We start from the raw sequence: 26,705 nt of genomic DNA on the forward strand, positions 1-26,705 counted from the left end.
CCCGCGGAGCGGGTACCATATCGCTGCGCGATATGCAAGGGGGGCGGTCGCTGCGCTCCCGCTGCCCGTGCGGAGCACGGGCGGATCCCTCCGCTGCGCTCCAGGATCCGGTGGGGCCTGGCCGCTGCGCGACCGGCGCGGCGCCCGGTGCGGGCTCGCCCGCTGAGGGCGTGTCAGGTGCGGCTAGTGGGGCCGCCAGTCAGGGAGTTGGGGAGTCCTGCGGACTCCTGGGCGGGTCCGCTGCGCTCCCCCGCCTGACGGTCCTTCCGGCTGCGCCTCCAGAACCGTTGGGGCCTGCTGACGCGGGCCGGGCTGGCTACGAGGGAGGGGGTCGCTCGTTCGTGTGGGTTCCAGTGTACCGCGTGCATCAGGTTGATGCAGCATGTAGCATTGGCGAAAACACGGGACACCCCCAACCACCCGGGCGAAGCGCGCGATTTGATGAGTGGTCAGTGCCGGTATTTCGCACCCCATACTCAGGCGAGGAATTACGAAATTGGGACGCTGTGAGCCTCAGCCACAGAACAGTACCCCGGATAGCGGAAAGCCTGAATTCCGGCGTGCGGAGGTACCGGAGCCGCCCGGCCCCCGGGGGCCGGGCGGCGGAACCGTCCACCGGCACCAGCCACGCTTCCGTGCTTTTGAGCGTCACGGTCGGCACCGCCCGAGACTCAGAGCCGCTGCTGCTGTCCCGAGCTCGCACCGGACCGCAGCGCCGCACGCGAAGCGAGCTCAGCCACGGAGGCCGGCACCCTCGAACCGGTGGTTGTCGGCGGCGACACGCCCATTGCTGTCAGCTGCTTGTGCCGCGCGGTGCGCGGCGTGGCGGTCGGGGTTCAGGTGCCAGCCGGTGTCTAGTGACACATAAGAGCGCTCCGCGCCGAAACCGCCGCTGACCTGCGGTGATGCGAAACCGTTTGTTCTAGGTTTCCAGAACAAACGCGTTCCGGGTGTTCTGGAGATCCAGAACAAACGCACCCCGAACATGACGGGTCATCAGGTGACTGTGCGCCACGGTTTGTTCTGCCCCTCCAGAACAAGCCGGTTTACCTAGTGCTACCGTGCAGGCTGAAACGTTGATCATCTCTGGAGGACTGTGCTGATGGACCAGCTGCCGATCGTCCGCCCCGGCGAGCGCGTTGTCGCGCGGTCGGACGGCAAGGGCGGCTTGATCCTGGGCGTCGAGAAGATCAAGGGCCGCGAGTTCGCCGCGAGCGCGGAGTGCAGCGGCTATGTGCTGGACGCTCGACTGCTGATGGACGTCCTCGGCAGTCTCAAGATGCCCGGCTCGTGGTTCCAGGTCTGGTGCAAGCTCGTGGCGCTGCAGAACGCGAACCGCGCCGACGACCAGACCCGGGCTGCTGCCCGTGGCTTCGTGAAGACCAACCAGCGCGACCTCCAGGCCCGGTGCAACCTGTCGGCGGCCTCGGTGAACGAGGCGTCGCAGTTCTTCGCGCACATCGGCTGGATGCGCACCGCCAAGCGCGGTGTCCTCCAGCTGAACCCGTGGCTGACGGTGGCCGGCACCTCCGGCGAGCAGGAGAAGTGGCAGGCGCTGTGGAACGGCGCGGAGGGCCCGGCCTGCATCATTCCGCACGCCGACTACCCCACCGAGTGGCGCCAGGCGCGGGAGGCCGAGAAGAAGGCCGCCGAGGCCGCCCGCCGCAAGGAGAAGGTCGTCACGCTCCGGCAGCGGCGGCCCGTGCGCAAGGCGAGCGCATGACCTCGCCCGGCATATCCTCGTTGGTGCAGCGTCGACCTGATCGAAAGTGGTGAGGCTCCGTGAGCAGCTCTTACGTCCCCAGCCCTCCCACAGAGGCCCCCGTCACGATCTCCCGTAACGTCCTTCGCCTCCTGGCCCTGGTCGACGTCTCCACCGCCGGCCGCCGCGTCCTGGACGAACTGCTGTACCTCAGCGACCCAGAGGCCGGCACCGCCGCGATCAGCCAGAACGAGATGGCGCGCGAGCTGGGCGCTAGCAAGCCGACCGTGAACCGCGGCTTCAAGGAGCTCCGCGAGTGCGGACTCGCCTGGAGCCTCGAAGACGGCCTCTACCAGCTCCACCCGCTCCTCACCGGCGGCAAGGTCGCCTACCCCATGCCGATCCCGGAGATCCGAGCCGCCGAGCCCGAACGTTTCACCGAGCAGCGACGGGCCCGGTTCGCCGCCCAGATGGCCAACCTCGCCGCCACCGGCTGAACCCGTCCCGCCGAAGGCCCCAGGCGTCGCACCACGAGTGCGGCGCCTTCTTCATGCCCTCCACCGAGCCGGTAGCACTACCTAAACCGCCTTGTTCTGGAGGAGCAGAACAAACGCGGGCCACCGTGCGGTCCGCGCAGTGGGGTGGGCGGTAGCACCAGGTGAACCGGCTTGTTCTGGAGCAGCAGAACAACCACCGACGGCCGGGCCGGACTGCTGTACCTGGTGAGGCTGGCCTTGCTACCCGTGCAGCACCCGTGTCCCGCCAGGCGGGACACGGGTGCTGCACGTCGGCCCGTGCTGCGGGACGCAGCAGACGGCTTTGCACCCTTCGCCACCAGGAGCAGCCGGGCGAGCAGCAAGCGGAAGGGTGTAAGGACCTGGGTGGTGCCGGAAGTCCACAGCGGGGCTCCGCGCCGGGAGGCCGGCGGGGCCGCCCAAGCAGGCCGGGCCGGGCATCGTCTTGCACCCCAATGTAGGTAAGTAGTTGTAGTACCTACGTGCGGGTTGAACTCTCCCCCCTCTGAGAGCGGAGCTCGCGGCCGGGAGACGAGATCACCGGTGCCGGAGACGAACCGCGGAGACACCCGCCGCCCCGAAGCGCTGTACGCCGCTGTGCGGGCCCGAGAGGCCCGTGATCGTCGTTCGGGAGTCCGGAGATGTTCAGAGCGTCGCAGGAGGCCGCACAGCGCCGGGAAGGATCAAGCACGCTCGACGGCGACGGGCACCCTGGTGAGCTCCGCCCGACCGTGCGAATGCTGCGCACCCACCAGAACCGCCAACCGAACATCCGCGTCAGCGAGGTCTCGCGCAGCCTTCTACCACCGGTATCTCGCCTACGGCGGGTGAGAAGAACGCGCTCGTCATCTGGTCAGTCAGTCCTAGGTCTTCCTCTTCGGACCGTCCTCGTAGTCGGCGCCGGCCTCGATGACGCGGGCGAGCAGCACGCGGTCGGCCCGGTCCACGACGTTGCGGGTCAGACCTCGATGAAGGCGACGACGACCACGGTCTTCAACGCCGTCACCCAGTACACGAGGCGGACCCGTTCGACGTCGTCGACGTACTGGCGCAGCCGCGGGCCGCTGCTGTCGCCGGGGAGGAGTTCGCCGGCCTCGGGGTCGACGGAGATGACGACCAGGGCGCGGTCCAGGGCGTGCAGTTCGGCTTCGCTGGTGATGGTGTCCAGCTGCTTGGCGGCGGAGTCGGAGAACGCGATCTGGGCGCGGCGCGGGCCGTGCGGTGTGGGCATCAGGCGATGGCCGGGCGCTGGGCGGCGAGCCGGGCGAGGTGGGCCTCGCGCAGGTCCTCCCACGGCGTGCAGTCCTCCACCGAGGGCAGGCCGTTGGCGGCGATGTCCTCCAGGACGGCGGCGAGCTGGTCGGCGCTCTCGCGGGTCCGGGCCGCGTACGCGCGCAGTCCGGCGGCGGCGTCGGGCTCCAGCTGCTGCCGGGCGTGGTCGGCGGGGGTCGGCTGTTCGCTCATCGAGGGCCTCCAGGGCGCGAACGGGCGTGTGCCACCACGGTATCGGCCGTACGGCGGCGGTGGGACCGCTCTGCTCAGTCGGGCACGGGGCTCGCGGCCGCGTCTCCTTCGACCTTGGCGCACCAGGGTTCGCCGGCGCACTTCCCTCCGAGGCCGGGGTCGGCGCAGGTGCACTCCGGTTCGCGCTCCGTGACCTGCGTGATGCGGTAGAGGCCCGGGGTCATCTTGTCGATGCGCAGCTTCTGGACTTTCGCCGTGGCCTCTTGGATCGAGGCGGCGTGGGTGGTGTAGATCAGGGTGGTGGCGCCGGGGTGGGACGGGTCGGTGCACCGTGCCACGACCTGGTAGTCGTGTGTCGTCATCGCTCCTGCCGGGGCTCAAGCGGGCAGGCCGGGCAGGACCTGGCCGTCGGTGATCTGGGTGCGGGCGGTCAGGGCGTGGCCGTCGCAGACCACGTAGCGGTCGCCGTTGTCGGCCTGGACGGTGTGGGTGGCCGGCTCGGTGCAGGCCGCGTCCAGCCGGTCGTACGGCCAGACGTTGAAGCAGGTGAAGTCCGTGCACCAGGAGTCGAAGCCCTCGGTGGCTCGCGCGCGGGACTTGAGGGTGCCGCCGTGCTCGGGGCACACGCCCCACGGCACGGTGCACCGGCTCGGGTCGGCGGCGGTGCTCTGCAGGGCCTGGGCGTAGAGGGCGGCGGTGGCGCTGTCGGTGCTCACCCGGCGATTCTTCCGCACTCCCCGGGCCGCCCGGGGACGATCCCGGCGGCTCGTACGAGGGCGCGCTGTCCGATGACACAGATCAGCTGAACAGTGACACAGGTGAGCGTGTCCACCTGGGGAAACAGGGGGGTGATGACACAGATCGGCCCACTTGTCCTGTGCCACCGAACCTTGAGCGGTGTCATCGAAGTTTGATCGGCATCGCTGCTGTTCAGGATGCTTGGTCAGCGCCCGAGCTCCCCATTGCCGGTGCCCCCCAGTTCGGGGTCGTCGGCCATGGCACGCAGCATCGCGACGGTCTGGGCATCGGTGAGCACGGCACCGGCGGCCTGGCGGCGCGCGTCCTCGGCAAGGCCCAGCGCGGCTTCAAGCGCGAGCATCGCCGGAGGCGTGTCGGTGGACGGCGTGCCGTCGGCGTTGTGGCCGAGGCAGAGGAGCGGCTCCGGCAGGACACCGCAGCGAGAGCAGCGCAAATCGTCGGGGATGGGCTCGGACATCGCGCCTCCTTGGCCTGCGGTACTCAACCTTCGCTGACACTAACTCGCGTCCGTCAAGGTTCGGTGGCAAACGGTCAAGGTTCAGTGGCACGGGACACCACTGTTCAGGCGGGCGAGGGATCGCGGCCGGATGCGGACCGTAGCCGCTCCGGGAGGGGTGTCACGCTGATCGGCGAGGTGGCCCAAATCCGGGTTCGGGCCCGTGGTTCCGGGCCGGATCGTCAGCGTGACACCCCGACGTGACAGTCCGATCGGGATGTGTGACACCGGTCAGCGTGACAGCGTGACAGTCACCCTCGGTGATCACAGGTGGTGCGGAGCGGACCGTGCGAACTACGGCCGGACGCGGGCGAGTAGCAGGGCGAGGGCATCCGTGGCTTCGGGTTCGGCGAGCAGCGCGGCGTGCGCGAGGACCGGCGCGGTGAGAAGGCCGGCGGCTTCCTTGCGGGCGGCCGGGTCGCGGTAGTGCCCGCGATGCGCGGCCAGGGCGCGCGCGAGCCAGCCGTCGACGTCGGCCTGTACGTACCCGCCGGCTCGCCGGGTGAGTTCGTCCCGGACGGCTTCGTCCCCGGTACGGGGCTCGGTCTGCTCCAGCGTGCCGAGCTCGCGCAGAGCCTGGAGCTCATCGGCGCGGGCCGCGGCCCGGGCGGCTTCGCGCAGTTCGGCCTCGCGGGCGGCGGCGGCCGCGAGTTCGGCGCGGACGACGTCGTCGGTGTCCGGGTCGTAGACGGTGTCCGCCGGCGCGGCGGCGAGCAGCTGGTCGATGCGCTCCCACTCCGCGAGCTCCGCCGGGCCGCGGACGTCGTCGGCCAGGTCCTCGTGCCGGGAGTCCTGCCGCGCGTCGAACCGGGCATCTTCGAGGGCGGCCGCGACGGCGTCGGCGTCCATGCCCTTCGCCCGTCGCCGTACGACGCGGCGGCCGATCCGGGCCGGGTCGACCGGCTCGCGGGGCGCGGCGACGCGCGGGGCGAGCGGACGGCGGGCAGAGCGCCGGGGCGGCCAGGGCGTGGTCATCGTCGGCCTCAATTCGTGGTGCGGATTCGGGAGCGGGCCGTCGTCAGAGCGCTGTACGGCGGCCCGCCGGATTGTTTTATAGCAGGCGCGTAAATCGACCGGGTCAGAATAGGAACTCGATGGCTTGAACGTGTGTGAAATCCGCGCGCAGGCCATCGGCCCGGGTGCCCCATTCCGTGAAGTACGACTCGGTGATGGCCTCCGCGACGATCGGATGCAGATCCTCCTCCGTCGCTCCGGCCTCCTGGAGATCCAGGATCTGCTTCGCGTAGGTGGGTGAGATCGGGGTGGTGATGGTGCGTATGCGGCCGTCGTCCGAGCTGCCCGAGCACGTGAATCCGAAGTACGCCGTCACCTCCACCATCATGCCGCCGGAGGTGGAAGCCTGTTGACGTGCCTGTGCCCTGACCTGCGGTTGCCACTCGGACTCGGTCTCCTCCATCAAGGCGGCCTGGAGGCGCTTCTGCGGGGTCTTCAGCTTCCCGGCGCGGTAGCGCTCGATCGTGCGGCGCGAGGTCCCCACGCGCTCCGCCAGGGCCTTGGCCGACCCCTTCACCCGCGTGAGGAGGAATTTCACCTGTGCATTCGCGGATTTCGGCGCGGGCCGGGTGAACACCTTCCGCTCCGCCCGCGCGAGGGCCTCCAGGACCTTGCCACGACGTGGGGCCGGCCGCTGCTGCTCGTGTTCGCTCATGCCTCCAGGGGCTCACAGCTCGCCTGTGGACAGAGGCGGGCGCCCGCGCCGGGGCCGGTGCTGTCAGCGTCCGTCCGTACGGTGGGAGACGTGACGACGCCCTCCTCCCCCGAGCCGGTCCCGGTGCCGATCCGGGTGCTGCTGCCCGGGGACCAGGAGGTCGTCGCGCACCTGTGGTCCCGGCGGCAGGCCCGCGACGGCCGGCGGTACGAGGTCGGGCTCCCGGCCTACCGCAACGGCCCCGGCGACACGGTGGAACCTGCCGAGTACCGGGTCTGGGTGCGCGCACCGCAGCATGTGCGGCCCGTGGACGGCGTCTCGTACGACGCCGTGCCCACCGAGTACCTGGAGCAGCCCTCGCCCGTCCAGGAGGCGCTGGGGCCGCGGCGGCCGTCCGGCTGGGAGCTGGTGAAGGCCGGCGGGTGCGGTCCCGGCCGGAGCGGTGTCGTTCACGCCGTCGACTGCGAAGAGGCGCCGGCCGGGGCGCCGGTGCTGCCGCTGGAGCGGGCGCTGGAGGCAGCCGAGCAGCCGGGGTGCGGCTGTGCTCGCTGTGTGGCGCGGCCGCGGAACTGGACCCCGTCCTCAAGGGCTTCGAGCACGGCTTCGAAGAGACGTGAGCGGGAGGTCAGCGGCGGGCGACGGTGTACCCGGCGTCGTTGACGGCGCGGGTCCACACGTCGCGGTCGAACCACTTGGTGATGTTCGGCTGCAGTTCGGTGATGGTGCGCATCCGGGCTTCCCAGTCGTTGACCCGTCTCACTGAACCTTGACCGTTCTCACCGAACTTTGATCACCGCCTTCACGGCGCTCCTGCTGGGCCTGGAGGTACTTCCTCTTCCGTTCTTCGAGCTCGGCCTCAGTGAGGATGTGGCAGCCGCACAGGGCGTCTGGGATGAGATCAGGGTCCGGGTTCTCGCACCACGGATCGAGGCAGTAGTGCCTGTCAGCTGGGGGGATGAAGACCATGGCCGAACGATCGCCAACGTCTCCGGTGTGCCGATGACGACGCGCTCGAAGTTCGGTGAGAACGGTCAAGGTTCAGTGAGACGGGTCAGTCGTGTCCGGCCGGGCCGCGGCTGCCGTCGCAGCCGGTGCAGCGTCCTCGGTCGCCGGCGCAAGGGTCACCCCTGGCGGGCCAGCTCCGCGAGCGTCTGGGCAACGGCTTCCTTGAACGCCTTGGTGTTCCGCACGAGCGCATCGTAGGCAGGCGGGAGCAGCCGCCGGACGGCTTCGCCCGCCTTGCTCCGGTGCAGGTGACTGAGGCGCTTCAGCGTCGTTGGACAGGGCATCGCGTGCTTGAGCATCCGACCCCCCGCGGATACGCGAGCGAGCCCGGACCGTGTCGGTCCGGGCTCGCGGGCTGTTCGGGGCGCGGCGCCTACAGCTCGAATTCGAGGTGCTCGATGTCCGTGAACCGGACCTCCTCCAGGGAGCCGGCGCGGCGGCCGCCGTCCTGGAAGTACACCTCCTTGAGGGCTTCGGCGGCGATCTCCTGGAGCTGCTGGTCGGTGGCGCCGGCCTCCTGGGCGTCGAAGAGGCGGGCGGCGTAGCGGGCTGGCAGGGCGACGGTCAGGTGGCGGATGCGGTTCTGGTCCGTGGACCCGATCGGTGCGGTGTAGCCCATGCGGGCGCGGGCGTCGATGACGATGCCGCCCGTGCTCGCCGCCTTCGCCCTGGCCTTGGCCCTGATCTGGGGCTGCCAGCGCTTCTTCACCTCGCGGTCCAGGCGCGCGGCCAGGTCGGCGCGGGGCTTCTTGATCTGGTCCTTCACGTACCGTTCGACGGTGCGCTGGGAGACCCGCAGCATCTGCGCGACCGCCTTCGTGCCGCCGAGCTGCTTGACCAGGTACCGCATCTGCGGACCCGCGCTCTTGGGCGCCGGGCGCGTGAACGCCTTCTGCACGGCGGCGTCCAGGCCGTCCCCGAACAGGCTCATCGTGGCCTACCCCTACTCTCCGTTGCCGACGTCCGTGACGGTGCCGTCCTTGATGTAGCGGGCGAGGTTGAGCTCCGGCGCGTTGAACCGCTCCCGGACCTCCTCGCCCCACAGGACGTCCTGCGTGCCCTCCCACTTGACCAGGCCCGGGTTGATGCCGAGCTTGAACCCACCCGGGAGCGGCTTGCCCTCCCGGTAGGGCAGGAAGTCCAGCGGCGACGGTCCGGAGGCGGCGTAGACGACGCAGTCCGACAGGATCGCGATCGGGTACTGCCCGGTGAACGCCGCGTGCTTGACGATCTTGCGGTGGAGGTTGATGCGGGTGCGGGAGATGACCGTCGCCCGGATGTCCGGCCGCCAGGTCGGCCGGGACAGGGCGCGCCACGGCTCGCCCGGCCGCCAGCCCTCCCCGCGCGGGCGCTCGCGCAGCTTGCCCAGGCCACCCTTCACCGTCGCCTTGATGGCCGAGGTGACGATCGCCAGCTCCGGGTCGCGGGCCTTGTGGCCGTCCATCGCCGCGAGGAAGTCGGCCGGGGCCAGGTCGGCGTCGACGCCGAGGTCGGCCATCGTGGCGAGGTAGGCGTCGCGCAGCCGGTTGTACCAGCCGTCCAGGTAGCGGCCGTTGTCGTAGCGCACCCATGCCTCCAGCGGGCGCACCTCGTAGCCGAGCTCCACCGCGTACGCCACGGTGGGCGTCGCGTACCAGGCCGGACCTTCGGGCCGCTCGCCCTGCGGTGTGAACGGGCTCGGCAGCAGGCTGCCGTCCAGCTCCACCCACTCCTTGCCGACCTTCACGCGGGACAGGTCCACGTGGCTCAGGTCGACCAGCCACGAGCCGGGCAGCTTCGGGTCGAACGCGGGAGCCTTGACGTGCGTCGCCTCTCCGAGGCCGACGTTCAGCCCGTTGGCTCCGGCCGCGAAGGCCATGTTGACGTCGATGCCGACCAAGAAGCGCAGGCTGCACTCCGCGTCGGTCATCGGCCGTGCCCAGTCGTACGCCTCCTCGAACAGCTTCTCCGCCGGGCCGCGTACGTGGAAGCGGGGCAGGTCCTTGAGGACGGGGTGGCCGTCGGGGACCTCGCACGGCGGCCAGTTCATCGGGTCGATGGCGTCCTTGCCCAGGCTGCCGGGATTGTGCTCGGAGTGCCGCTTGCCGTCGGCGTCAGGCGCGGAGGCCCGGGTCGGCGGGTGCAGGGCGGTCATCAGCTCCAGGCCGGTCACGGCGGTAGAGCCGCGCGGCGTCATCACTCGGGAGGCGTACACGCCCAGGACGCGGGCGAGTTCGGCGGGCGGGAGCTGCCCGGCCTCGCCCCAGTGCCGGGTGTCCAGCGCGTTCCACGACGGGATGCACAGCTGCACGCAGGCCCGCTCCGAACCGGTCGCCGGGCGGTAGATCCGCGCCCAGGGGCCGAACCCGCGCTTGGTCAGCTTCCACTCCACGCGGATGAGCTGCTTGATGACCTTGTGGCCCTCGGGCAGGCGCCCGGCGAGGCGCTCCTCCTCCGTGAGCGTGACGGGCAGGCCGTAGCGCTCCAGCGCGGCCTCGGTGAGGACGATGAGCGGGTCGGCGTCCTTGCCGGGCCCGGCGAGCTTCGGCTGACCGAGCTTGGCCTCGCGCAGCGTCCAGTCGACCAGGGCCGGGATGCTCTTGGCGGGCACGTCCAGGACCAGGCCGCCGGTGCAGTACGCCAGCACCTGCCCGTCCTCGACGTCGACGACCGCCAGCGGCCCGTTCTCGAACCGCGGGTCGGTGCCGCCCGCCGGGGTCCCGGCCGGGGCCGCCTTCTTCGCGCCGGGACGACGCGAGGTGGACGACGGCCTGGTGGTGCGCGCCGGGCGGGGCGCGGCGGCCGGAGCAGCCGCAACGGGAGCAGGGGCAGGGGTCTGGGGGTTCTCGGTTGCAGTCATGACCGCAGCCTCGGACGCCTGGCCTGTGGACAGAGTCCGCGGTTCCTCCGCGGTGGGCGCACCGGTGAACGTGACCGGCACCGGGGCGGTCGGCTCCCCCGAGGCGGGGTAGAGCTCCGCGAGCTGCCTCAGCAGCCGGGCATACGCCTCACGCTCCGGGCCGCGCGGCTCGGTCGGCTTCTTCACCGACTCCCATCCGGACACCGTGGCCCGCCGCACCTTCAGTGCGCCGGCGACGTCGTCCAGCGTCAGACCGTGCGCGACCCGCAGCCGCTTGCGCTCCTCCGCCGACGGCAGAGCAGAGCGGGACGCGACCAGCGCGTCGACCGCATCGAACAACTCGGACATGGAATACCTCCTGACCAACACCCTACCCCACGAACCGTAACTCTCGCGCACTTTTACCGTACGGAACGCGTACTAATGGCGTGCGAGGAGAGGGTTGAAGGTCCTGGCCAGGGAAGGGCTGGAAACCGTCGCGTCACTCCAGTTCCCGGTGGGGAGATATGGGCGGTCGCATGCTCGGAGTAATCAGGGGGTCACGTGGGGTGGAAAGACGCGTTCGGCGACGCCATGAAGGAGCTGGAGGCGATACGACAGCAACTCGCAGGTCTCGATCGTCTCGATGACCCGACCGTCGGGCTGACCGCACTGCACGGTGACGTCACGCAGAGCCGCCTGAAGATCCTGGAGCAGCTCCAGGCGGGCGTCACCGGATTGCGTGAGGAGAACCGGGAGGTCCGCCGCCGTCAGGACCGGATGATCAGCGACCTGAACGAGACGCGAGGCGAGCTCCGGCAGCTCTTGGACCTTGTCGACGTTCTGCGTCCCTTCGTTCCGTCCGAGGGTGCGCAGCCACCCGAACCCGAAGCCGGCTACGGCACGTGCGCCGACACCGAAGGTCATCCGCCTGTCTCAACCGACACCGACTCCCAGGGGGGAACCATGGAGAACACCGGGCACCGGCCGCAGCCCGAGACCGGCGAGGACCAGGACCTCGCGCTGAAGCGCGCCATCGAGGCCGCCTACCAGGGCACCGGCACCTCCGCCAGCCAACCCTCTGCTGCCACGCCGCAGGCATCCGTCGACGCGGTGGATCCGCAGGTCGCCCACGGCGTCCTGCTGCTGAAGGCCGCCGGTGTGGCCTCCGCCGAACTGATCGCGCACCGCGACACCTGGGAGTGGCTCGCCGCCCTGGCCGTCGACCACAGCCACTTCCGCACTCCGCCCTCGGTCGAGGACATCAAGGAAGGCCGCGTTCAGACCGTCCTGTCCGGACGCTCCCTCATCGCCCTGCTCATCGAGCTGTGGAACACCCGTTCCACAGCCACCCCGCTGCAGGCCGACTACGCCCTCGCCATGACCACCTACGACCGCATCGCGGTCGAACTCACCGACCTCACCGGACAAGGCGAGACCATCCGCATCATCCTGGACGACGGTCTCCCCCAGGACTCCGGCGACTGACCGGCATCTCACCGAAAAGCAGACGACGGCCGCCCCGAACGATCCGGGCGGCCGTCCTGATTGATCTTCTGGAGACCCAGACCGCCTGGTACCGCACCTACCGGCACCTCGCCGAGACCGCGGCCACCCCGTCGGGCGCGGCAGCGTACCGCCGCCGGCTCCTGACCTTGTCCGCCCGGATCGCCGCCCACCCCTACTGGGACAGCTCGGCCGGAACGCCCGCGTCGCGCTGAAGGAGACCGCCCGGGCTCCCGCCAGCACGGCGGATCGTCCCAGTGCTGAGCCTCCATTGCGGTCCTGACGCTGCCCGGGGGCACACGGTTACACCGCGCGCCGTACCGGTGCCCCGTCCGCGCCCCGTACCGTGGCCGTACGGCACCCCCGTGGAGAAAGGTCCAGCGATGATCAGCACTCCACCCCCGGGCCCCTGGTCGACCCAGGTGGGCGGGGAGACGGTCGCCCTGCCGAGCACCGCCGACGGTATCCGCGCCGCCCTGCCCGACGAGCGCCGGGCGGAGTTCGACGCCGCGCTCGCCGAGCTCGACGCCGCCGGGGCGCCGGAGGAGCTGCGGACGCTGCGGCTGGTGTGGTGGGCGCTGGAGACCGTGCCCGGCGCGGTCGAGGAGACCGACGCGGAGGTCGCCCGGCTGCGGGCCGGGGACTACAGCGGGGTCGTCACTCTGGACGAGAACGGCGACCTGGTCCCGCTCGGCGGCCACGAAGCCGCGTAGATGGCCTACCGGATCGCCTACGCCGGACTAGCCGAAGCCTCACTGCGGGCCCTGCCCCGCCAGCGCCGGCCGCTGACGGAGACAGCGGTGGCCCCTCCGTCCGGCCGCGCCACCGTCCATGACCGCGGGCGCGGATGCCGTGCCGCGTCCGCGGGGCTCGTCAGAAGGCGATGAGGCGGACGACGGTGACGGTGAGGACGGTGCCGGAGACGACGTACCGGACGATCGCCGTGGCGATGGTCGCCTCGCGCCGGTCGCGGTCCGCGCCCACTGGGGTGGAGCCGTGTCCGTAGGGGTCCCGGGCGATCGTGCGCGCCATGACGGCCTCGAACTCGGTGCGGCCGTTCATCTTCCGCAGCGTGTCGTCGGCCGGCGGGGCGTAGGTGATCCGGTATCTCACGCGGCGCCGCGCCGTTCGGCCTCTTCGCGCAGCAGCCGGTCCTCGATGGCGTCGGCCTCGGGGTCGGGGACGGCTTCGAGCATCCAGTGCCGCATCACGGCGTGGATCTCGTGCACGCCCGCAGTGTTGACGGCCCGGTCGAAGTCGGCCCGCCGCTCCGCCGGGAGGGCCTCTCGGATCGCAGGGATGGTGCTGGGGACGTCGACCTCCCGGCCATCCACCCAGGTCCGCAGCGGATCTGCCACGACGCTCTCCTTCCGACACCGGCCACGGTAGCCGCACACCACCCCGGCCCGCTGCCGACACCGGTCCGCATCACACCTGCGAGTGCCTGGGGAGGGCGCGGAGGCCCAGCGGGGTAAGGCGGCGGAAGCGGATCCGTTGCCGACCTGCGGAGCCGGGGCGGCGACCCGTCGGCGGAGGGTACGAACTACCGTGTTCCTGTGCGGGGGAGAATGAGATTTCGGGCGGCAGCTTCACCAACGTCGTGCAGGCTGGGGAGGTCCGTCAGCTCACATTTCATGTCTCGACGCAGGCGCCGGTCCCGTGGTATCTCCGGGACCTGGGCCGCTGGCCGCTCGTCGGCGAGCTGACGTTTGGCCTTCAGGCTGCGGGCGGCCGGCTCTTCGCGTCGGTCCCGCTGATGGCGTGGCGCCGGGGCGGCGGCCGGTAGGCCGACCTGGGCCTCGTCCGATCGGCCTGGTTCCCGTTGCTGTTCACCACCAGGGCGCGGCCAGGGTCTGACGCGCAAGATCGAGGCCGTTCAACTCGGTCATGCGATCACCGACCCGGCGGCCTTATCGTCCAGAGGCCGCGCGGTGAGTTCGGGCAGTCGGTCTGTCCACCGCGCGGACACGACTGCCTCGGCCCGGGCCGCCACCAGCTCGCACAACTGCTCACGCATCACGGCGCCGGAATCCGGGGATCCTCGCGTGAGCTGCTGTGTCATGAAGGTGTGGCGGGTGGATGTCCTGGCCGCATGCTCACCGATGGATCTCGTAAATGCGATGCGGGCGCCGAGGATCCGCCCGAGCGCGCCACCTCCTGAAGCTCAGGCGGCAGACCTAAAAAGATCTTCACAACCATAGACGCCGTGTGATCACATGGTCACATCATCGACAAGTAACCCCGTCATTGGATGGCATGCGATTTGGCATGCCCCGCACAAAAATGGGATATTTCAATGCGTTCCAGAGCCAACGCCACCCTGGCCACCCTCGTCATCGCTGCCGGCTCGGTCATGCTCAGCGCGCCGACCGCGTCAGCTGCCGCCTACTGCAGCAGTTCTGGCTACTCCTCCACCAACGAGCCCATGGAGCGGTGTACCAAGCTGTCCAACGGTGTGCTGTACAACAAGCAGACTTCGGGCACCAACGTCTACACCACGTACTCCAAGACGGGCGGATCCACCGTCAGTGTCCGACTCGGCTACACATACGCCGGAACCACGAAGTACTCCCCCTACTTCTCGATCAGCTCGGGCTCGACGGTGAAGAAGTCGTGGACCCTCGGCAGCAGTGCCTACTGCAAGAGCATGACCGGTGTCCTGAACTACAGCGGCGGTACGTTCCAGACACCCTCCACGCACTGCTGAAACCAGCACCCCACGGGCCCCGTCTCATCAGGCGGGGCCCGTGGCCTCCGAGCCCGCCTCATTCTGACTACGCAAGGACCGCGCCGTGTTCTCCGCGATCTTCCAACATCATGTCGGCTATCTGGTCGCGTGCACCGTGACCGCCCTGGTCCTCGGCGGCGTGGCGTGGGCGCTCGCACGCCGAGTGGGGAACTCCCGGGGCCTGTGGTGGTGTGGACTGGCCTTCACTGTCACCGGTGTCCTCGGCGTCACCTTCATGGACGCCGGCCCGGCCAGTGGCATGTGCGTCCTCAACCACCAGTTCGCCGAGCCCTTCCACACCACACAGGGACTGTGGAACCTGGCGATGATGGTGCCTGTCGGCGTCTGCGCACTCCTGGCCGTGCGACGGCCCTTTCCCGCCGTGGTCGGCGTCGTCGCCCTGCCGTTGGCCATCGAGTTCACGCAGGCCACGGTCGATGGCCTGGGGCGCGTGTGCGACAGTTCGGACGCCGAGATGAACATCATCGGTGGGCTGACAGGAATCGGTGTCGCCACGGCTGTCCCCATGGTGCGCAGGTCGCTGCTCTGGCAGGGCGGCGTGAAGGGCTCGCTGATCGCCTGCGTCGCGTTGCTTCTGCTGGGTTCGGGCGTCGCCCGCCCGATGCTCGACTTCACCAACATCGACGGCAGCGGCCTCTCCGCAGCGGACGCTGAACAGAAGCGCGCCGTCGGGGCGGCGGTGAAGGAGGCATTCGGTGACCGGTACACGATCGGGCAGCTCAACGAGCAGCCCTGCCTGGACACATCGTGCAAGAACATCATCTTCAACCTGTACAGCCGTGAGCAGGGCCGGTCCGGGACGTTCGGGTACGGCAGCCTCTCCTGGCCGGACAAGAGGCACCTGAACGTGCTCCTGGAGGACAGCGACCGGCCCACCGGCATGGGATACCCGGTGGAGGGGGCGAAGCCACCCTCCACCGCCCAGGAGGCACATGAGATCGCTCAGGCGTACGCCGGCCGTCAGTACCCGTGGGCGAAGAGCGCGACCGTGCAGGAGACCGATCCCGTCGGCGACAAGGCCGGCCTGGGCTGGATGACGAACTGGCGGTGGACCCACAACGACGTCCTGATGCCCAGGATGCTGGACGTCCAGATCGACACGACCGGACGCGTGTCCCAGATCGACGTCACCCTCGGCCCGACCCGCACAGACCTTCCCAAGGCCACACTCGATGCCAGACAGGCCGAGAACGCGGTGAGCAAGGCCGTAGAGGCACAGCTGCGGGCCAACGGAAGCACCGACGCCGAGTTCCAGACCGAAGCCTTCACCGTCAAAGCGGACGACCTGGACGGCACATGGAAGCCCTACTGGCTTGTGAACGTGACGTCGTCCCACGAAGGACAGACCGACAACGCACAGGAACCGGCCCCCGTTGAGACCTATCGGGTGAACGCTCTCACGGGCCAGGTGTACGACGCCGGCGGGCTCCGCCTCAAGACCAGCTGACACCAGCACCTCGGGCACTGGCCGCGCGGGAAGGCGGCCGCGACGCATTGGCGCAGCCACGACTGCCCGTCGGCCGAAACAACATCAGCACTGCTGGCGCCGGCCGCGGCCGGCTGGTGGCTCTGCTCGTGCTCAGTTGTGTGCTCGCAGCGGGCTTTCTGGTCGGCCGGTCTTGGGCGCCGGCCGTGGCTGGAGGTGTAGCGGCCGTCAGCTTCTCCCAGGCCGTCGACAAACTCGGATCCGACGTCCCAGTCGTGCGGCTCGGCGGCGCCCACGCCCCGGCCGGCCTCCGCGCGCTGGCTCGACGGGGACGAGGACTTTGCCGTCGCGGACGAGGGTGCCCTCCTCAAGATGAAGGCCGACATCGACCTGGTGGTCCTCGGGTGTGACGACGGGGTCGCCGGTGGCACTCAGGCCCGCACTGTTCTCCGGGGAGTTCATCCGCCGATCATGGCAGTCGGCCGGGTGACAGGGCCGCGTACGCAGAGGTTGTCCGGATCTCCCGGCGGGCGCTGTTCCATTTACCTGAGGGGCGGAATCGGTTTCTCGCACCTGCTGCAACCGCTGATGGTGAAGCGGTGTCTCCATCGGCATGACACTCAACCGGCGGCCGCGATCGACTCGGGATGATCGAGAGCTGCGACTGTGGGGGGTGGGCCGGGCCCTATTCGTCACCTTCGTCACTGCGGTCTTGGTGGCTGGCGGCGTCTTCTACGGCCTGGTGTACCTGCTGGACTTCCAGGAGATCGACACCACCGCGAAGCTCGATGCCAAAACGCTCTTTGACCTGGTGAAAATCTCCTTCGGAGTGGTCGCCGGGGCCGGTGCGCTCGTCGCCCTGGTCGTCGCCTACCGCCGCCAGCGTGTCGACGAGGCCGGCGCCCACCGGGAAGCTACCCGGCTTCACGCCGAACGTTTCTCTCAGGCCGTCGACAACCTCGGATCGGACTCCCCAGCCGTCCGACTCGGAGGCGTCCACGCTCTGGCCGGACTCGCCGACGACGCCCCCGATGACAGCCTGCGCCAGACCTGCATCGACGTTCTGTGCGCCTACCTCCAACTTCCCTTCACCCCCGACCCCGGCGACGACCCAGCACATCAAGAGGAACATCACCGCTACCTGGCCTTCCGTAAGGTCCGCCACACGATCCTGGGACTCATCGGCGACCACTACCGACGTCCCCGGGGAACCCACCGATCCTGGCAGGGCTGCGATCTCGATCTAACTGGCGTCATCGTCGACACGAACATGAGCTTCGCCGGCGCCGAGTTCTCGACCGGATGGGTGGACTTCGGCGGCGCCGTGTTCTCCGGCGGCATGCTGTACTTCGGCGGCGTCGTGTTCTCCGGCGGCATGGTGGACTTCAGAGGCGCGGTGTTCTCCGGTGGCATGGTGGACTTCAGCTTCGCCGTGTTCTCCGGCAGCAGCGTGGACTTCAGGGATGCGACCTTCTCCGCCGACCTGGTGTCCTTCAGCACAGCCGTGTTCTCCACCAGCAACGTGAACTTTACGGGCGCGACGTTCTCCGCCCGCTCGGTGTACTTCGGTGATGCGACCTTCTCCGGCAGCACCGTGTACTTCACCGATGCGACCTTCTCCGGCAGCACGGTTGAGTTCACCGGTGCGACTGGTCCAGTTCCCTACGGGCTTCTTACCGCTGTCGATCCTTCTCCTTCCGTAATGGTCACCCTTCCCTCTGCTTGGCTGGCCTCACCGCCGTAGCCCATTCAGAGGAGGCGGAAACGGTCCTCTCCGCGCCGGGCGCGGGAATGCAAAGCCAGGGTGTGCACACTTCTGTACAGTGGTGTGCATGACGGAGACGACGTACTCGATCGTGGAAGCCCGCGCCCGGCTCGGCGCTATCGCACGCGAGGTCAGCGCTACCCGTGAGCCGGCCGCCATCACCGACCACGGACAGACCGTGGCCATACTGGTCAGCCCCGCCGACGCCCTGGAATTGCAGGAGCTGCGGGCCCTGGCCGCCTACCGCGCCCGCCAGGCCCGCGGCGAGGACGCCGGCGTCTCCCATGACGAGGCGTACCGGCGCGTGTTCGGCGGCACTGAGGCGTGAGCTACGAAGTCATCTGGGAGCCGGAAGCCCTCGCCCAGGCGGAGCGGTTCGCCAAAGACGACCCCGCCGGAGTACGGCAGGTGTTCACCGCCGTCGACCGCCTCGCCGACAACCCCCGCCCCGACGGCGCATTCGGCAGCTCGGGCCTGCTCCGCATCCACGTCGCCGCCTACCGCGTGATGTACGAGATTAGCGACCAGCAGATCCGCGTCAGCGTCATCCACCTCGGACGCGTACGCTGACCGACCCGTCATGTGCCAGACGTCGCTCCCGGGTACGTCCCGCGCGACCTGCTGTTGAGCGAATCCGTTCGGTTCGGGCTCGGGGAAAGCGCGGCGGGACAGCTCCCGCATCGCGGCGGTTTGCCGTTGGACCGCGTCCGAGATGGCCGGGTCGACCCGGGAGGGCCGGGCGGCCTGGCGGTGCGCCTCAATCGCGCGGTGGTAGCCGTCCGGCGGCGGCCGGCGCTCCACCGGCGCGGCGGGCGGGGTCGCCTGCGGGGCCGGGTCGGCCGCCGTCGTGGTGGGGCCGGCCTTCACGGGGGCGGGCGCCAGGACGTGCAGGGAGCGGACGTTGGCCTCCGGCACCGCCTGGTTGGCTGCCGCGATGAGCTTCGGGGCGCTCCAGCGCAGCTTCGTGCCGACAGCCGGGGCGTCGGGGACGACGTCCAGGCGGCCGGTGTCCGCGTCGAAGCCCGCAGCCTGGACCCGCCCGGCGAGCTCGGGAGCGGCCGCGGCGAGGATGTTGCCGAAGTCGGCGAGGACGCTGCCGCCAGCGGCCGGGGCGGCGAGACCGCGCTCGGTCATCATCATCCCGATCGCCGCGCCGAGCCCGAGCGGCTCGCGCCCGTCGCGTCGGACGACGGTGGTGGTGCGCCGCTTCGGCTTCTTGGCGGTGGCGCCGTTCTTCCTCGCCGCCTCCCGGGCCGCGACCAGCGCCTGGCGCGCGAGGTCGACGCCGCTCAGCTCGCCGGTCATGCGATTACCGTCCCGGTGGCGTCGCCGTCCAGCGGGCGCGCGGCGAGCTCGGGCAGCCGCTCCGTCCAGGGCGCGGCCGCGGTCTGCTCGGTGCGGGCGGCGGCCTGCTCGCGCAGCTGCTCCAGCCGCGCCGCCAGGAGGTACTGCGCGGTGCGCTCCCTGGCGTCGTCGGCGGCCTTCGTCGCGGCGGCGACGGCGTCCGCGTCGCTGAGGTTGTGCTGGATCCAGGGGCGGCCCTGCTCGGACCGGAGGGACTGCAGAGGTGCCTGCGAAGCGCCAGCTGGGTGCGGCTCCATCGCAGCGATGTCGCGATACGAGACGGGCATCGGTGTGACCGCGAATTCCGGTCGTGGGGCTGGCGAACAGCGCGAACACATAGCATTACGCCGAGTAAGTGAGATCGGTGTGTTGAGGAGCTTTTATGGGGAAGCGTGGTGGTCGCCGCCGTGAGGAGAAGCGTGGTTCCGCGCCGGGATGGAACGTCCTCGGCGAGGACGTTCCTGGAGAGCTGACGTACGTGACGCCGAAGTCGGGGGCGACGCTGCGGATCGTGATCGAGCCAGGCACTCCCGAGGAGGTACGGGACCTGGTGCTGCGCTACTGGTCCAGGGAGGCAGACGGTAGTTGGACCAACCGCGTCGTGGATCTCGGGGAAGGTGGGTGGGTCGCCCAGCAGGTGACTGCTGCGTCGCATGCCGAGCTTATTGACCTGGAGTGTCTTCGCTGCGGTAATGCTCCTCGTGCTGGCAGCCGGTCGCAGGTCGCCCCGCTGACCAGCGCCCGTGAGAATGCAGGCCGCTGTCCGGTGTGCCTGGTTGAGGACACAGGCGGGGATGTGCCAGAGGCGGAGGACAGCCAGGGCACACTTCAGGTGGCCCTCGGGAGCGCTGCCCCTGCGGCACAGAAGCCCGTACCCGGCGAGAACGACGCGGAGGAGCTGGCAGCGGCGGGCGGTGAAGAAGGCCCGAGGCTCGAGCTGGAGTACATCGAGGGTGCTGCAGCGGAACTCGCTGACATCGCCCGTCAGTACTGGGCGCTGTCGCACCTGGACTCTGTCACGGGGGAACCAGTGTGGTCGGGGCCGGTGCGGGCGATTGACACCAGCGGTTGGGGAGCGGCACACATCGCAGCGGGCGCCGCAGCATGGGCATGGGTGCCGGACAGGGCCTGCCCGGAGTGCGGGGGCCCGCTCAGCCTGACATCCCGCACGGCGTTCGCCCAGGCGTGTCTGGGCGAACCCCAGCGATGCGTGGAGTGCACACCGGGTTTCGCGGAGAAACTGACCAGACGCCGGGAGACTCCACGCTCGGAAGGCATTGATGCGCGGCCTGCCCCACAGGCGCGTTACCGGAGGCCTGATCCGGTGGACATTCTGCGGGCGCGGTGGGTGGAGCAGCAGGAAGAGCAGATCCGTACCCGGTACCAGGTGGCCTTCGCCCCCGACGTACCGCTGCCGGAGTCCGATCTGCGGGATGAGGCCACCGCCCTGGCGTTCTTGCACTACGCGCCCTCCTCCTCGCCCCTTGGCCCTGTCCGGTGCTGGGACACGCCGCTGGACCCCTCCCCCGAGAGCAACTCCGTCGGACGGCTGGCGCAACGAGGCTTCTTGCGCATCCATCCGGACAGCAGCCCCGAGGCGTTCGTCTGGGCACCGGAGTCCTTCACCGCAGCCGTCACCGCAGCAGGCGGTGACCTCGATGCCGCGGCGGATCCTGAGCTGACCGACAGGTACTTCCCCCGTGAAGCAATCCATTACGTGCGCTTCGGGTCCTCGATGGGAACTGCGGCGCAGAACCTCACCCGCCATCTGACGGCCCGTCTAACGCTCGCAACCTTCGACCAGCAGCGGCAGGGGGAACTGCTGGAGCTGGTCCAGGACCTCATCGCTGCGGAAGCACTGCGGTACTTCGACCTCCAACTGGAGAAGCGGCACCTTCCGCCGGTTCCCGACACCCACCTGACGCGCCTGAAAGAATTCACGCTCCGTGGCAGCGGCACTCTCACCCTGGGCGAGCTGAACAACCTCGTATGGAGGGCTGCCCGCTCCGCGGCCGACGCCGCGCAGCGCAACCCGCAGGCTCCCCGGGCGAACATGAGCACCTTCGCCGTCAACTGCTTGGAGACGTATCTGCAGCAGGCGGCAACAGCTGGGGACAACCGCACGCCGATCAAGCCCTACACCATCGATCCCAGCGCTCTGGCTGCCCTCACCCGCACCACCTTCTACACCGTTCTGGAAGCCGACCCCTTCGTCACAGGCGTCCCCCAAATTGCCGCAATGCTTCCCCACCCCGTGCTGCCGGAGCCCCTGGACGCGCCGTCGGCTCCCGTGCCGCCGCCCAGAGAAGCAGAGGCGCATGACACGGAAGCGGCCCCGGACGAAAAGGACACCACCGGGCTGACGGAAGCCTTCAACGGATGGCTGCGCACACAGCGGAGCCAGTGGAGTCCGGACGCCTTCACCGACAACCTCCAGTACCTGACGGCGCAGGCGTTCGCCCCGCGCCCCAGCCTGGAGCAGCGGCAGCAAGCACATACGGCACGGCAGATGACCACGCTGTACCAGGAGATGTTCCGCCTGCTCGACGATCCGCAGGAAGCGGTTCTCGCCACGTGCCTGGCCGCCCAGCACCTGCTGACCGGCACGCAGAAGGAAGCTGTCGAGGGAATCATCGAAGCTTTCGCCGACCGCGTCCTCGAACAGATGCCATCGGACAGTTCCGACATGTAGAGCCGCAAGTTCGCGAGCTCTCATGGACCCTCGCTGGCACCCCGGGCGCAGCAGTGGGCTTCAAGGCGTTGGGTGATGCCGTCTCACGGGTCTTCACCAGTGTGTGCGGAACGTCCGGGGGCTCCGGCGGTCCGGTGCGTGGGGGCAGGACCTGTACGGTGCGGACCGCGTCGGTGCCGACCGTGCTGTCGGCGGTGGTGACGATCCGGGCGGTGATGAGGCGGAGTTGGGTGAGTTGGGGCACAGGTCGAACGTCCCCGCTGCGCATGGTCGACCAGCGACTTCACGACAGCTGCGCCCATCACGCCTTGGGCCGCAGTTCACGGGGTTGCGGCATGGCGGCCGTCGTTCCGCCCTGACGGGCAGCGCGTTCTGCTCGGGCCCGGCGGACCGCTGCGGCGTGTGAGGCGTCGGCTTCCCGACGGCGACCGGCACGGGCCTGCTCGATCGGGCTGGCGCATCGTCCACCGGCTGCTCCGGCTTGGGGAAGGCATGCAGGCTCAGCGCCCGCATCGCGGCGGACTGCCGCTCCACCACCTGAGCGATCGACGGATCCACCCGGTTCGGAGGCACGACGGCCTAGTGGGCGGCGAGCGCCCAGTGGAAACCGGCCGACCCCATCTCCCGCGTCTTCACCGACGCGACCGGGGCGTCACGCCCGGCGGCCGGAGCCTCGGACGCGGCCCGGGCACGGGCGCGGTGCCCGGCGGCAGGACCGCACGGCGCACCGGTGCTGTTCTACTGGCCGGCGACCAGACTGATCAGTTCCGGTCTGATCAGTTTCGGTCCAGCTCAGCAATTGAGAAGCCCTTCGGGAGCGAGTGCTCACCATGAACGAGGGTCTGCGTCACGGCCAAAATTTCGCCGACTGCGCTGTACTGCACGGTCCGGTAAACCGACGCCAAAGCCACAGAGGCAGGTGGTAGTTCGAAATCCTCGCACTCATACCAGGTCATGGGCCGACTGGTCAGCGTCCGCTCAAGCCGAACGCAGCCGGGCACCAGAATGGTCACCGGCGCTTCCGCTACATCCGGCGAGGTACGCGGCGGCGGGACGGGCAGACCGAAGCCTGGCGCGAGCTTCCGAACTGCTTCGCTCACGATGGCTACCGGGTCGCCCAGGCTGGTCAGGTCGAACCACTCGCCGCGCCGGTTGTACTTCTGGAACTCCAGGTGAAGGGCCCTTTCGAGTTCACGGCCGCCCTCACAAGTCCACAGCACCGACAGCGTCAGCGGGAGACCGGTCTGCATCGCGCGGACCCGCTTGGCCACGTCTGCCGCCGTGCCGATTTTCACCAGGTCCAGGCCCTCGGCTCCGACAAGGTAGACGAACTCGGTCGGCCCCTGGTCGTTGGTCACCGCAGTGTCCAACCGCTCTGAGGGTGTGCAGGTGGGGGTGGGTGAGCCACGGTTATGGTGATCCTTCCGGGATGTCGTCACGGTCGGTCAAACTCCACCGGCCACTCAGCGGAAGGGCCGCGCTGGGACTCCGCCTGCCTCGCCGGTCTGGGCGCTGCAGGGGACCCGGCCTTTTTGTGTAGCCGGTCCTGGCTGATGCTGGAGGCGGTTGCCGACGAATGGCATGAAGTCATCGGACCTGGCCGAATACCGCGCGACCCGCTGGCAGTCGAAAACGTGCACCCCCGACGCACAGCCAAGGCGCGCCCCCGGGGCGAGTGGCGACCACACCTGTGGCGAGCGAGCTGGATGGACGGGTGCCTGACGTCGCTGGACGACACCGCGACCCGCCACGCCAGCCAAGTCCGCCGCATCCACCGCGCCCTTGGCAACCTGCGTTGAGCCGACGCGTCAGCTCCTTGCTGCTCAGCTTGATCTGCGTCGAGTAGGCAGAAGCAAGGCACCGCACGTGCAGATTCCCTTCGGCATCGAGTTGGGTGGGGCGTACCCAGTTAGCCGCAGCTTCGCCGATCGCCTCACGCCACCAGGCGTCACGCTCGGATGAACTCAATGCAGGTGCCCCTGGCATCAGCTTGCTTCCTTCCGGCCGACCGTCTCGCCACATGGCATTGCCGCCGCCGCTCCGCTCCGCTGGGCCCGCTCGGCACGGGCCCGTCGAAGGGCGGCGGCTTCGGTGGCGGCGGCCTGACAGCGGCGCTGGGCCCGGGCGGCTTCGATCGGGCTGGGCTGGTCGCCGGGGTCCGGGTCGGGGAACGCGTGCCGGCTGAGCTCGCGCAGGGCGCGGGTCTGCGACTCGATCGCCTCCGCGATGGCCGGGTCGACGTGCCGGTCGGGCCGGGCAGTCTGGTGGGCGGCGAGCGCCTGGTGGTAGCCATCGGAGGCAAACTCGCGGGTCTTCACCGGCGCCTTCGCGGCCGGTGAGCCTTCACGGTCCGCTTCGGTGTCAGCCGGGGCGGCCGCGCGGTTGCCCGGGGCCAGGACGCGCAGTTCCTTGACGGTCTCCTGGCCGGTCTTGGTGTTGATCCTGGCGATCAGCTGCCTGCCCAGCAGGCGCAGCTGGGTGGCGTAGGCCGGGGAGACGGGCAGCAGGTCCAGCTGCCGGGTGGCTGGCTCGTAGTGCACGGGCTTGACCTTGCCGACCAGTTCGGGGGCGATGTCGGCCCAGCGGTCGATGACGCTGCCTGCCGCGGCCGGGGCTTCCCAGGCCCGCTCGGTCACCAGGTTGTCGATCGCCGCGGCGAACGTGATCGGATCACGGCCACCGGTGCGCCGCGACGGCCGGGCGCGTCGGGTGGCAGCACCGCCTCCTGCCGCGTCGACGGGCCGGTTCTTCGCCGCCGCCTTGGCGGCCTGGAGCGCCACTCGGGCCAGGTCGACGCCCGACAGCTTGGGGGCGAGATTCTCTCTCATGCGTACTCCTCCCAGGGGCGGTTGATCACCAGGTGGCTGGTGCCGCGCATCCGCAGCACCAGGTCGACGACGTCGTCGCCGAACACGTAGCGGGCGTAGGTCTCGCCGTGCGCGGCGGCGATCGAGGTGACCAGCGACGGGTCCTTCTGCGCGGCCGCGTACATGTCGATGCGCTCGTCCTCCGACAGCTTCGGCGGCTGCGGCGGGACGTCGTCGACGGTGAGCGTGTACAGCAGCCGGGCAGGCTGGTCGTGCCGACTGACCCGTGCACGTGTCTCGCGGAACAGGCGAGCGACGAACTGGCTGGTGGGGCCGTCAGAGCCTTCCCATTCGGCGTGCCGGGCGTGCTCCGCGCGGCGGGACTCCCGGTAGGCCTCGACCGCACGGGCCCGGCCTTCCGCGGTCGGCCACAGCCGCAGCGGGCTCTCCAGGCGCTGGGCGAGCAACCCGGAAGGCCGCCGGACCTGCTGGGGGGCGTCCGCGCAGTCCAGGAAGGCGATCACCTCATCGGCGGTCCAGCCCGCGTCGGCGACCTCCCGCACAACCCACGCGATCCGCGGCCGCGCAGCCTTTGCCAGCCACGGCACCTGGCGGATCAGCTCCCCGGCCAGCTGGAAGCGGCGGCCGGTCTTGTTCAGCGTGCGGCGACCGCCGGCCTTCGCTTTGGACTTCTTCGGGGTGGGGGACTCGTGCTTCCCGCCTGCGAGCTTGCTCTCAGGGGGGGAGGAAGTATCACCCGCAGTAGAAGACGCTGAGGTACTGACCTGCATTGGGGTGCAACGGACCTCATCCGAAACAGCCGTCACACCCCCCTGCTCAGCACCCCTCACCGAGGCCTTCGCCGGGGACTTCGACGACGTCTTCGAGCGCGGCTTGCGGACCTTGCGGGCCGCCTTCTTCGCCAGCTTCGCCATCAGCTCCCGGCCGGCCTCCGCGATCCCGGACACCGCCCGCGTGTACGCCGGAGCGCCCTCGTCCCGCTGCACCGTGCGGATCCCCAGCGCGGCGTCGAACTCCACCGGGATCATCCGCGCGAACTCGCTGGCCTGCGCCGGGCCGCCGGACACCCGGGTGCCCTTCACGATCCACGCGAGCAGCCCGGCCTCCCGCAGCATCCCCAGGTGGTACTCCACCGACCGCTCCGACAGCCCGGTGCGCCGCACCAGGTACTCGATCCCCGGACGGCACGGGAACAGCTGCGCGAGCTCCTGGGCGACGCGCACCGTCGTCGCACCGAAGCTGCGCGGCCCGTGCGACCGGTGCCGCCGCGGTTTGTAGAGCCCGGACCCGGCGACCCAGTGGACCGCCTGCATCCAGGAGTAGCCGTCCAGCGCGACCCGCCCCGCCGACGCCGACAGCCACTGCGACGCCTCCGGCACGCACAGCGTCGCGGGCAGCACGGAGACCGCGACGCCGTCGGCCGACGGACGCGGGGCAGGAATCAGCGCGGCGACCGGTGCCGCCGTGCCGCTCATCGGCCCACCGTCCCGGCCGGTGCGGTGAAGATCGCCTGTGTCGTCACCCGGCGGTTGCACACGCCAAAGCGGACACCCCCCTCAGCAGGCAAAACGCGCGCTTCGTGATCCATCCGCCGACCCTGCACCAGGCGGCCTGTGGACAGAGCCCGCTGAGCCCGGATCACCCCCGGTGCTCCCACACGGCGGGCAACAATCTTGCATTCCGTCCCGCCTGACGGGACGACACCTTCGTGCGCACCGGCCGGGAGACCGGGGATCCCACACGCGGGCATGCGGTTCTCGACGGCGGCCTCCGCCGTCACGGCACTCATGGACCCACTCGGGCGAAGTGCTGGTAGACAGCTTGTGGTTGCCGCCGGGCCGGACCGGCCGAGCGGGCAGAAAGAGGTAAGGAGGAAGGTCATGGCGGCACCATCGACCGCCAGGGGGTTAGCCCCGCAAGCCCCTCCCCCACGCCCTCCGGCCGAACGGGAAACGATCACATCCGCA

Annotated in this window: 30 protein-coding genes and 2 pseudogenes; 11 read left to right on the forward strand and 21 right to left on the reverse strand. The window is 69.9% G+C overall.

From position 1 onward, the window contains the following. Positions 1-1,102: 1,102 nt before the first annotated feature. Positions 1,103-1,723 carry a hypothetical protein gene (locus ACIQNG_RS35220; protein ID WP_401490813.1) on the forward strand — a complete coding sequence of 207 codons (621 nt, stop codon included), beginning with the start codon at positions 1,103-1,105 and terminating at the stop codon, positions 1,721-1,723. A 59-nt stretch (positions 1,724-1,782) separates the two neighbouring features. Further along, positions 1,783-2,199, forward strand: a complete 417-nt coding sequence (locus tag ACIQNG_RS35225; protein ID WP_401490815.1) for a hypothetical protein — start codon at positions 1,783-1,785, stop codon at positions 2,197-2,199. Positions 2,200-3,175: 976 nt separating this feature from the next. Here the strand turns inward: ACIQNG_RS35225 and ACIQNG_RS35230 are convergent. The 7 genes from ACIQNG_RS35230 to tpg (ACIQNG_RS35260) form a co-directional block, all read right to left on the reverse strand. Continuing rightward, positions 3,176-3,448: a hypothetical protein gene (locus ACIQNG_RS35230; protein WP_401490817.1), complete on the reverse strand. Its 273-nt coding sequence runs from the start codon at positions 3,446-3,448 to the stop codon at positions 3,176-3,178. Beyond that, a complete protein-coding gene (locus tag ACIQNG_RS35235) occupies positions 3,448-3,681 on the reverse strand; it encodes a hypothetical protein (protein WP_401490819.1) in 234 nt (77 codons plus the stop codon). Before ACIQNG_RS35235 ends, ACIQNG_RS35230 begins: the two co-directional genes overlap by 1 nt. A gap of 74 nt (positions 3,682-3,755) precedes the next feature. Beyond that, complete coding sequence (locus tag ACIQNG_RS35240) at positions 3,756-4,043, reverse strand: hypothetical protein (protein ID WP_401490821.1); 288 nt, start codon at positions 4,041-4,043, stop codon at positions 3,756-3,758. Positions 4,044-4,058: 15 nt separating this feature from the next. Beyond that, positions 4,059-4,397, reverse strand: a complete 339-nt coding sequence (locus tag ACIQNG_RS35245; RefSeq protein WP_401490823.1) for a hypothetical protein — start codon at positions 4,395-4,397, stop codon at positions 4,059-4,061. Between the two features lie 227 nt (positions 4,398-4,624). Beyond that, positions 4,625-4,897 (reverse strand): hypothetical protein, encoded by a 273-nt coding sequence (locus ACIQNG_RS35250; RefSeq protein ID WP_401490824.1) that lies wholly within the window; start codon positions 4,895-4,897, stop codon positions 4,625-4,627. Between the two features lie 333 nt (positions 4,898-5,230). After that, positions 5,231-5,911, reverse strand: a complete 681-nt coding sequence (locus ACIQNG_RS35255; protein ID WP_401490826.1) for a hypothetical protein — start codon at positions 5,909-5,911, stop codon at positions 5,231-5,233. Positions 5,912-6,014: 103 nt separating this feature from the next. Further along, a complete protein-coding gene (gene tpg, locus ACIQNG_RS35260; protein WP_401490828.1) occupies positions 6,015-6,605 on the reverse strand; it encodes a telomere-protecting terminal protein Tpg in 591 nt (196 codons plus the stop codon). 90 nt (positions 6,606-6,695) lie between these two features. On the opposite strand from tpg (ACIQNG_RS35260), the pseudogene ACIQNG_RS35265 reads away from it, so the two are divergent. Beyond that, positions 6,696-7,222: pseudogene (locus ACIQNG_RS35265) on the forward strand (DUF6233 domain-containing protein). 8 nt (positions 7,223-7,230) lie between these two features. Here ACIQNG_RS35265 and ACIQNG_RS35270 read toward each other — a convergent pair. From ACIQNG_RS35270 to ACIQNG_RS35295, 6 genes are all read right to left on the reverse strand, one after another. Then, the gene (locus tag ACIQNG_RS35270) at positions 7,231-7,365 is read right to left on the reverse strand and encodes a hypothetical protein (protein WP_401490830.1); all 135 of its coding nucleotides are present in this window, start codon (positions 7,363-7,365) and stop codon (positions 7,231-7,233) included. Next, complete coding sequence (locus ACIQNG_RS35275) at positions 7,362-7,571, reverse strand: hypothetical protein (RefSeq protein ID WP_401490832.1); 210 nt, start codon at positions 7,569-7,571, stop codon at positions 7,362-7,364. The genes ACIQNG_RS35270 and ACIQNG_RS35275 overlap by 4 nt, the downstream gene beginning before the upstream one ends. 155 nt (positions 7,572-7,726) lie before the next feature. Further along, positions 7,727-7,909 carry a hypothetical protein gene (locus ACIQNG_RS35280; RefSeq protein ID WP_401490834.1) on the reverse strand — a complete coding sequence of 61 codons (183 nt, stop codon included), beginning with the start codon at positions 7,907-7,909 and terminating at the stop codon, positions 7,727-7,729. Positions 7,910-7,983: 74 nt separating this feature from the next. Beyond that, the gene (gene tpg, locus ACIQNG_RS35285) at positions 7,984-8,541 is read right to left on the reverse strand and encodes a telomere-protecting terminal protein Tpg (RefSeq protein ID WP_401490836.1); all 558 of its coding nucleotides are present in this window, start codon (positions 8,539-8,541) and stop codon (positions 7,984-7,986) included. A 12-nt stretch (positions 8,542-8,553) separates the two neighbouring features. Then, complete coding sequence (gene tap, locus ACIQNG_RS35290) at positions 8,554-10,797, reverse strand: telomere-associated protein Tap (RefSeq protein ID WP_401490838.1); 2,244 nt, start codon at positions 10,795-10,797, stop codon at positions 8,554-8,556. 183 nt (positions 10,798-10,980) lie between these two features. Then, the gene (locus ACIQNG_RS35295) at positions 10,981-11,355 is read right to left on the reverse strand and encodes a hypothetical protein (protein WP_401490840.1); all 375 of its coding nucleotides are present in this window, start codon (positions 11,353-11,355) and stop codon (positions 10,981-10,983) included. A 39-nt stretch (positions 11,356-11,394) separates the two neighbouring features. Here ACIQNG_RS35295 and ACIQNG_RS35300 point away from each other — a divergent pair, with 39 nt between their 5' ends. Together ACIQNG_RS35300 and ACIQNG_RS35305 are read left to right on the forward strand one after the other, a co-directional pair. Further along, positions 11,395-11,916, forward strand: a complete 522-nt coding sequence (locus ACIQNG_RS35300; protein ID WP_401490842.1) for a hypothetical protein — start codon at positions 11,395-11,397, stop codon at positions 11,914-11,916. A gap of 401 nt (positions 11,917-12,317) precedes the next feature. Next, on the forward strand, positions 12,318-12,647 hold the full coding sequence (locus tag ACIQNG_RS35305) for a hypothetical protein (protein ID WP_401490843.1): 330 nt from the start codon (positions 12,318-12,320) through the stop codon (positions 12,645-12,647). Between the two features lie 160 nt (positions 12,648-12,807). On the opposite strand, the gene ACIQNG_RS35310 is transcribed toward ACIQNG_RS35305, so the two are convergent. Next, positions 12,808-13,047, reverse strand: coding sequence for a hypothetical protein (locus tag ACIQNG_RS35310; protein ID WP_401490844.1), 240 nt, complete (start codon positions 13,045-13,047; stop codon positions 12,808-12,810). Next, a complete protein-coding gene (locus tag ACIQNG_RS35315) occupies positions 13,044-13,292 on the reverse strand; it encodes a hypothetical protein (protein WP_401490846.1) in 249 nt (82 codons plus the stop codon). The genes ACIQNG_RS35310 and ACIQNG_RS35315 overlap by 4 nt, the downstream gene beginning before the upstream one ends. Positions 13,293-14,230: 938 nt before the next feature. On the opposite strand from ACIQNG_RS35315, the gene ACIQNG_RS35320 reads away from it, so the two are divergent. The 5 genes from ACIQNG_RS35320 (at position 14,231) to ACIQNG_RS35340 (ending at position 18,444) form a co-directional block, all read left to right on the forward strand. Further along, positions 14,231-14,641 carry a hypothetical protein gene (locus ACIQNG_RS35320; protein WP_401490848.1) on the forward strand — a complete coding sequence of 137 codons (411 nt, stop codon included), beginning with the start codon at positions 14,231-14,233 and terminating at the stop codon, positions 14,639-14,641. An 85-nt stretch (positions 14,642-14,726) separates the two neighbouring features. Beyond that, a complete protein-coding gene (locus ACIQNG_RS35325) occupies positions 14,727-16,130 on the forward strand; it encodes a VanZ family protein (RefSeq protein WP_401490850.1) in 1,404 nt (467 codons plus the stop codon). Between the two features lie 592 nt (positions 16,131-16,722). Next, on the forward strand, positions 16,723-17,853 hold the full coding sequence (locus ACIQNG_RS35330; RefSeq protein ID WP_401490852.1) for a pentapeptide repeat-containing protein: 1,131 nt from the start codon (positions 16,723-16,725) through the stop codon (positions 17,851-17,853). Between the two features lie 88 nt (positions 17,854-17,941). Continuing rightward, a complete protein-coding gene (locus ACIQNG_RS35335; RefSeq protein ID WP_401490853.1) occupies positions 17,942-18,202 on the forward strand; it encodes a type II toxin-antitoxin system Phd/YefM family antitoxin in 261 nt (86 codons plus the stop codon). Beyond that, the gene (locus tag ACIQNG_RS35340; protein WP_401490999.1) at positions 18,199-18,444 is read left to right on the forward strand and encodes a type II toxin-antitoxin system RelE/ParE family toxin; all 246 of its coding nucleotides are present in this window, start codon (positions 18,199-18,201) and stop codon (positions 18,442-18,444) included. The genes ACIQNG_RS35335 and ACIQNG_RS35340 overlap by 4 nt, the downstream gene beginning before the upstream one ends. A gap of 324 nt (positions 18,445-18,768) precedes the next feature. Here the strand turns inward: ACIQNG_RS35340 and ACIQNG_RS35345 are convergent. Continuing rightward, a pseudogene (locus ACIQNG_RS35345) lies at positions 18,769-19,179 on the reverse strand (DciA family protein); the annotation flags it as partial. Continuing rightward, a complete protein-coding gene (locus ACIQNG_RS35350; protein WP_401490855.1) occupies positions 19,176-19,505 on the reverse strand; it encodes a hypothetical protein in 330 nt (109 codons plus the stop codon). The pseudogene ACIQNG_RS35345 and the gene ACIQNG_RS35350, both read right to left, overlap by 4 nt. Positions 19,506-19,600: 95 nt before the next feature. Here ACIQNG_RS35350 and ACIQNG_RS35355 point away from each other — a divergent pair, with 95 nt between their 5' ends. Further along, positions 19,601-21,910, forward strand: a complete 2,310-nt coding sequence (locus ACIQNG_RS35355) for a hypothetical protein (RefSeq protein ID WP_401490856.1) — start codon at positions 19,601-19,603, stop codon at positions 21,908-21,910. 776 nt (positions 21,911-22,686) lie between these two features. Here ACIQNG_RS35355 and ACIQNG_RS35360 read toward each other — a convergent pair. From ACIQNG_RS35360 to ACIQNG_RS35375, 4 genes are all read right to left on the reverse strand, one after another. Beyond that, positions 22,687-23,268, reverse strand: a complete 582-nt coding sequence (locus tag ACIQNG_RS35360) for a GIY-YIG nuclease family protein (RefSeq protein ID WP_401490858.1) — start codon at positions 23,266-23,268, stop codon at positions 22,687-22,689. Between the two features lie 229 nt (positions 23,269-23,497). Beyond that, positions 23,498-23,932: a DciA family protein gene (locus ACIQNG_RS35365; protein ID WP_401490860.1), complete on the reverse strand. Its 435-nt coding sequence runs from the start codon at positions 23,930-23,932 to the stop codon at positions 23,498-23,500. After that, positions 23,896-24,738: a DciA family protein gene (locus ACIQNG_RS35370; RefSeq protein ID WP_401490862.1), complete on the reverse strand. Its 843-nt coding sequence runs from the start codon at positions 24,736-24,738 to the stop codon at positions 23,896-23,898. Before ACIQNG_RS35370 ends, ACIQNG_RS35365 begins: the two co-directional genes overlap by 37 nt. Then, on the reverse strand, positions 24,735-26,213 hold the full coding sequence (locus ACIQNG_RS35375) for a transcriptional regulator (protein ID WP_401490864.1): 1,479 nt from the start codon (positions 26,211-26,213) through the stop codon (positions 24,735-24,737). The genes ACIQNG_RS35370 and ACIQNG_RS35375 overlap by 4 nt, the downstream gene beginning before the upstream one ends. Between the last annotated feature and the right edge of the window lie 492 nt (positions 26,214-26,705).

The organism is Streptomyces sp. NPDC091377 (assembly GCF_044757045.1).
GTDB lineage: Bacteria > Actinomycetota > Actinomycetes > Streptomycetales > Streptomycetaceae > Streptomyces.